General features: G+C 36.4%; 6 protein-coding genes and 1 CRISPR repeat array. All 6 genes read left to right on the forward strand.

What is annotated here, in order from left to right:
- Positions 1 to 370, forward strand: a 370-nt coding sequence (locus AAC037_RS18695; protein WP_339904722.1) for a hypothetical protein, incomplete at its 5' end; no start/stop codon positions are given.
- On the forward strand, positions 363 to 1,370 hold the full coding sequence (locus AAC037_RS18700) for a type III-B CRISPR module-associated Cmr3 family protein (RefSeq protein ID WP_339904723.1): 1,008 nt from the start codon (positions 363 to 365) through the stop codon (positions 1,368 to 1,370). The genes AAC037_RS18695 and AAC037_RS18700, both read left to right, overlap by 8 nt.
- A gap of 19 nt (positions 1,371 to 1,389) precedes the next feature.
- Positions 1,390 to 2,196: a type III-B CRISPR module RAMP protein Cmr4 gene (gene cmr4 / locus AAC037_RS18705; protein ID WP_339904724.1), complete on the forward strand. Its 807-nt coding sequence runs from the start codon at positions 1,390 to 1,392 to the stop codon at positions 2,194 to 2,196.
- Positions 2,193 to 2,585 carry a type III-B CRISPR module-associated protein Cmr5 gene (locus tag AAC037_RS18710; RefSeq protein ID WP_339904725.1) on the forward strand — a complete coding sequence of 131 codons (393 nt, stop codon included), beginning with the start codon at positions 2,193 to 2,195 and terminating at the stop codon, positions 2,583 to 2,585. Before cmr4 ends, AAC037_RS18710 begins: the two co-directional genes overlap by 4 nt.
- Positions 2,586 to 2,733: 148 nt before the next feature.
- Positions 2,734 to 3,747 carry a type III-B CRISPR module RAMP protein Cmr6 gene (cmr6, locus tag AAC037_RS18715; protein WP_339904727.1) on the forward strand — a complete coding sequence of 338 codons (1,014 nt, stop codon included), beginning with the start codon at positions 2,734 to 2,736 and terminating at the stop codon, positions 3,745 to 3,747.
- The gene (locus AAC037_RS18720) at positions 3,744 to 4,505 is read left to right on the forward strand and encodes a CRISPR-associated endonuclease Cas6 (RefSeq protein ID WP_339904729.1); all 762 of its coding nucleotides are present in this window, start codon (positions 3,744 to 3,746) and stop codon (positions 4,503 to 4,505) included. Before cmr6 ends, AAC037_RS18720 begins: the two co-directional genes overlap by 4 nt.
- A gap of 258 nt (positions 4,506 to 4,763) precedes the next feature.
- Positions 4,764 to 5,012: a CRISPR direct-repeat array (repeat unit 36 nt; unit sequence GTTGAAGTGAGTATCTAAAAAAGGGTAGACTGAAAC).
- Positions 5,013 to 5,530 lie beyond the last annotated feature (518 nt).

Consider the following 5,530-nt stretch of genomic DNA (forward strand, 5'->3'; position numbering starts at 1 on the left):
CATAGCTGGAGAAGAATCATTCAAAATTACAGACAATTACTCATCAACTGCTTATGCTCTTTTCAAATCCATGTTACGGTCAAATATTGAAGATGGTGAGTTTTTAAGTGCCGTTATTTCCCATTTAGGTAGGGATTGGTCCCTTATTAAAAATAAAGAGATGGCGACAAATCCTGATAGATTGCATCATTTGTTTGCCAACATGTACAATGAACCAATACACCAACAGGAAGCCATAAAAAATTACCTTAACAAACTCGAGTATTTCATTCCCGCCACATTGGAAATAAACCGTCAGGACAAGCAAGAAAATCAGATTTATGGAAGTTTACGCATCGTTAAATTTTTAAACCGAGAGGACAATGACTAAGTACAATTATAAAATTAGCCTGAGACCCTTAGAAAATTATTTCTTCGGTGGTGAACAAACTTTCGGCGATAAATCAGATAACGAGAAACGAAATTACCTCGCATTTTCTAATGCTTACCCACAGCAGACTTCTCTCTTTGGGTTATTGCGGTACCTTTTACTTGAAAACAATGGTCTTTTGCCCCTTGAATCACATCGTGAGGAGGCAAACAAACTTATTGGAGCGGCTTCTTTTAATTCATCTAAGCCAGGCGAGGTACAAAATTTTGGTTTGATAGAAAATATTTCTCCATTGTTTATGCAGAATGAAAATGTAATGTTCCGATTCGTACATGGGCTCAATAAAATGAAGGTGAATTTTGAAAATGGAGGGGACTCCCTTACACAAATTTTATCCTCTAATAGCTACCCTCAAATACAGGATTACGATCCCAAAAAGTATTATCCTGATTATATTGAAAATGCAAAGGGGGATTTAATTCATTATCACCACTGTGTTTTCAAAGAAAATGAACAGATTGGTATTTTGAAAAACTCACCTAAAGAAGGGTTTTTCAAACAGAATTATAGGAGTTTGGCAGAAGGATTTAGCTTTGTTTTTTATGCCTCTCTTAAAAATGATGATATTAGTTTTAAGTTACAAGATTCTCTGGTGTTTTTTGGTGGAGAGCAGAAGATGTTTCAGGTCCGTGTAATCAAAGATCCAAAAGATTTCCCCAATCAACTTTACGGTGCTCCTGAAAGTAATAAAACCACCTTATTAAGTGATGCTTACATTCCGGAGTCTGCCATGCATCACTGCAATTTTGCCCTGGCAGAAATTCAGGAATTTCGTACGGTAATCTTTCAACCCAACGGTCATCGCTATTTCAGAAAATCTCAAAAAATTAATTTGCTTAAAAGAGGGTCTATTCTTTTCAGTTCGGATAAAAATAAATTGCATTCCATTTTAGACCAATATCCCAATTATTCTCAATTGGGATTCAATCATTATTATTAAGGCCATTAACTAAATTCCCATGAAAAAACAAGTGCAGTTTTATACCATCAATACCCTTACCAATCTCCATGCAGGAAGTGGTGAGACCAATTTCGGAGTCATTGATAATTTGGTGCAAAAAGACGTCAATACTCACTTGCCTACCATTCATTCTTCAAGTCTGAAAGGTGCCCTTAAAGAGTATTTTAATGAACATGATCAAAGTGTTTTGGAAGTTTTCGGTGATGATACTAAAGCCGGGAGCTGGCAATTTTTATCTGCTGACCTGCTGTCAAGGCCGGTACGAAGTGATAATGCCCCCTATTTCAATGCTACTTTACCGGTTATATTGCAAATTTTGGTTAAAAAAATTGAACAACTGGGACTTAAACCGCCAAAAGAGCTCATTGGTTTATCAAATCTAACTGTAGAAAAGAATAAGCCACAGGTTTTAATTCAAGGGTATGAAAATGCCATTATAGAGGAGTTGGACTGGAAGACGGTCAAGGTTGAAGGGGCAACCCTCGAGCTGGTATCAGATTGGATAACTGCTGTATTGGGCGAAAAAATTGTCCTGATTAATTCTGATGATTTTACAGAATTACTGTTACCCGTTATCGCTAGAAACCATTTGGAAAAGGGTGAAAGTAAAAATCTTTGGTATGAAGAAATTGTCCCCTACGATTCCAGGTTTATCACGGCCATTGTTCAAGTGACACAGGATGATAATGAAGAATTGGTAACTTCTTTTAACAAGGGTTTAGAAGGCTTTGTGCAGATTGGTGCGAATGCCTCCATCGGATACGGAATTTCGAAATTGACACCTTTAGCTCTGGAAAGACCATGAACAAACGAATCGAAAAACTGTTGCCTTTTGCTTTTGAAGCAGTAAAGAAGCATTTGACTGAGAATGGAAAAATTAGTAGTCAATACAACGGGTACATTTCTTCGTTTGGCGCTTCAGTGATTCAATCGGGAATGCTAATGGCCCTTGTCTTTAATCATAGGAAAGAAGCAAAAACAGAGAAAGATAGATTAAAAATGATGGATGCAATTCATCATGTGATAGAAAAGGAAGTGGGTGAGGAACCTACTGGGGATTTATTGGGACACTTCCAGAGCTTCAACGGTAATGCCGTAGTTCAGAAAAGACTGCGAGCCAAAATTATGGATGCAGCAACTGCCATCAAACTTGTGATTCGTACTTATCCACAAAAGAAAGAAGCAAATGAATAATCTTGGATGGTATTTTTACCGACAATATTTTATTAAACTTAGAGAAGAAGGACGTCCGGAACAGGCTGCTAGTGTGCTTACGAGCTCTAAATTGCCTATACTCAAGGCAGATGCAATCCATCAACATCCGGGGTTTAAAGCTTTTGACTTGTACACCACTTACCCTGGCCTTTTAATTGGTAGTGGTTATCAGCATGAATCAGGAGAGGAAAATGAATTTAAACTTGGCTTTTTTTTCGATTATGTTTCCGGGCTTCCACTTATTCCGGGCTCTTCGGTCAAAGGCATGCTTAGAAGTTGTTTCCCTGGTAAAAATGAGGCTCCCAACTATGATGCAAAATTAGAATTTATAGGCGATGTTTTTAAAGAAAATCTTGGACTGGAAATTTCTTCGGAGGATATCAGAGGACTTGAAAGAGAGATATTTGATGGAGTAAATGTCTCAGGTACTGCACCTGAAAAATTGTCAATCTATAAAAGAGATAAGTTTTTAGATGCCAGTGTATCAGCAAATAATTCACAGGGAATTACGTTTTTGGGATCAGATTACATTACGCTTCATGGAGACCCAGACAAGGGCGAACATTTAAAAGATCCCATTCCATTAATGTTTTTAAAGGTATTGCCAGAGATTGCCTTCTCTTTTCAATTTTCCCTTAGGGATTCTGAAGTGGTTGAAGTCATCAAAGCTGATCACAAATTAGCATTGTTTAAGCATCTATTGTTATCATTTGGTATTGGTTCAAAAACTAATGTTGGCTATGGTCAATTCACCACTGATGTGCCTACACAAAGAGTGAATAGGAGTGCAAGTTTTGGAATCGAGGAGAAAATCACTCCAAAGGCAAAACATCAAGTCCAGACTTCTAGGGGTGATCAGGATGTTATACCTAAAGAAATGGTTGGTGTTTTAACTGCAAATAAATCTTTTTCTGGAAAAATAACTAAGATAAACTTAGAGGAAAAAACTTTTGAGGTGGAATTTGAGGTAGATAAACCTAAAACGACCTGTACAATCTATAAATCTAATTTTAAATTAGGAAAAGAAAGGTCGAAGAATTTAAGCTTACTAGAATCAGGTTTGAAGGTAACCGTAATTATACAAAATGATTATAAAGAGCTTGAAGATTTAAAAAGTACCATTAAAATCCAAAAACCATGAAAAACCTAAGCACTTATACTTTTATGGCATTTAATTTACCACTTTACCCCAATCAGATAAGGGCTTTCAGGGGAGCAGTAGTAGAAAGTGTAATGAAGCACAAAGCAGTATTTGAAGCCGCAGGCCTTGCTACCGATGTGTTTCACAACCATACAGAGCTTGTGAAACAGCCTGCAGGTGTAGAATTACCCGTCCAAAACCTTCCTGACAATCAATTTCGTTACCCTTTGATACAATATAAAATTAAGCATAAAAAGGCGGCAATTTTGGGCTTAGGCAAGGGTGCTCAAAGCTTGCAGCTTTGGATGTCTCTGGCAGATGAAATGCTAAATTTCCGAGGGGATAAATTTTCGTTGACCCTAGATGAGCATCAGCACAATACTTGGAAACCTGGTTTGGAAAAAAATCTTCAATATTTCCGCCTTAATAAATGGCTTCCTTTAAATGGAGAAAATTTCAGGGAATGGCAAAAAATGAATCGCCTGTCTGATAGGGTTCAATTGCTTGAAAAATTGATATGGGGACACTTATGGCATGCATTGGATGGGCTTGGAATTACTATTGAAAGGAAGGAACTACAACTATTTCTATCGAGCATTGATATGATGAGTTTTAAAAACAGCTATGGCATAAAGCGATTGGCTCTAGATGTGACTTTTGCATGTAATCTGAATATACCCGAGGAAATAGGGCTTGGCCAAGGGGTAAGTTTGGGCTTTGGAAAGGTACAGGGGATTTCTAAGAAAATCATCACTTAAAAGTTATTTAAATTGGGAGGTAAAATCTTTAGTAATTCCAATGATTGAACAGCTTATAAGAGAAGATAGATTGCGATACATGTCCTTACATTATGGCTATAATTGTTGTAGATATACATAGATTATATTACATTGAAAACGATAATCCTTGATTGAGCTTAAAAGGTAAAAAAGATGCCCGTTGCCGGAAAAGGCCATATAGTGCTGATAAAAATAGGGGGTAAAATACTGATTATAAGCTCGTTGTGAAAAACAAGGGTTGAAGTGAGTATCTAAAAAAGGGTAGACTGAAACTCCGACATGATGCCCATAATGTCTGCATCATTCTTGTTGAAGTGAGTATCTAAAAAAGGGTAGACTGAAACATGACACTTTTTTCGAACTTTTCGAATGGCATAAAGTTGAAGTGAGTATCTAAAAAAGGGTAGACTGAAACCAAAAATGTCTGTAATTTCTAAATATAGAAATAAGGTTGAAGTGAGTATCTTAAAAAGGGTAAAGGATAATATTTGATGGTTAATTATTAATTGTTAATGATTTAGGTGGTGAAAGAAACTATTGGAGCGTGGGTATGTCTGAGGCAATTTTGAATCAGTTGTTTTGGAAAAACTAGATTGAATTTTTAATGGATTGTTTTGGCCAAAATTGCGCCATTCAGTTATTTATAATTTTTAAAATTCTAATATCACCCGGAAAAACGAAAAGTAAAATACTTGTTTAGTTAGGGCTACTTGTGGATATAGTTGTCTCTAATTGCAGTACCATTTTCTTCGCTTGCCAACCGATAGCCTTGGCAACAATTTCAGGTATTAAGTCAAAAAAAAGTAAAGGCAGCATATGAACATAACAGCTTAATGGTGGTGGGTATCCCCCTCAAACACCTCAAACAATTTCTACCAATTTAATCAATAGGTGATTCAGGATTTAATAGGGAGGAAATGAATGGAATGGCTTCTACATTATGGCTATAATTGTTGCAGATATGCATAAATTATTTTACATTGAAAATGATAATCCTTGATTGA

This window comes from uncultured Cyclobacterium sp., from assembly GCF_963976465.1.
In the GTDB taxonomy this organism is placed as follows: domain Bacteria; phylum Bacteroidota; class Bacteroidia; order Cytophagales; family Cyclobacteriaceae; genus Cyclobacterium.

What these genes read in the sequence shown, in the direction of transcription:
- AAC037_RS18720 (WP_339904729.1), top strand. Translation starts at nt 3,744, where the DNA reads ATGAAAAACCTAAGCACTTATACTTTTATGGCATTTAATTTACCACTT.
- cmr4 (WP_339904724.1), top strand. Translation starts at nt 1,390, where the DNA reads ATGAAAAAACAAGTGCAGTTTTATACCATCAATACCCTTACCAATCTC.
- AAC037_RS18710 (WP_339904725.1), top strand. Translation starts at nt 2,193, where the DNA reads ATGAACAAACGAATCGAAAAACTGTTGCCTTTTGCTTTTGAAGCAGTA.
- AAC037_RS18700 (WP_339904723.1), top strand. Translation starts at nt 363, where the DNA reads ATGACTAAGTACAATTATAAAATTAGCCTGAGACCCTTAGAAAATTAT.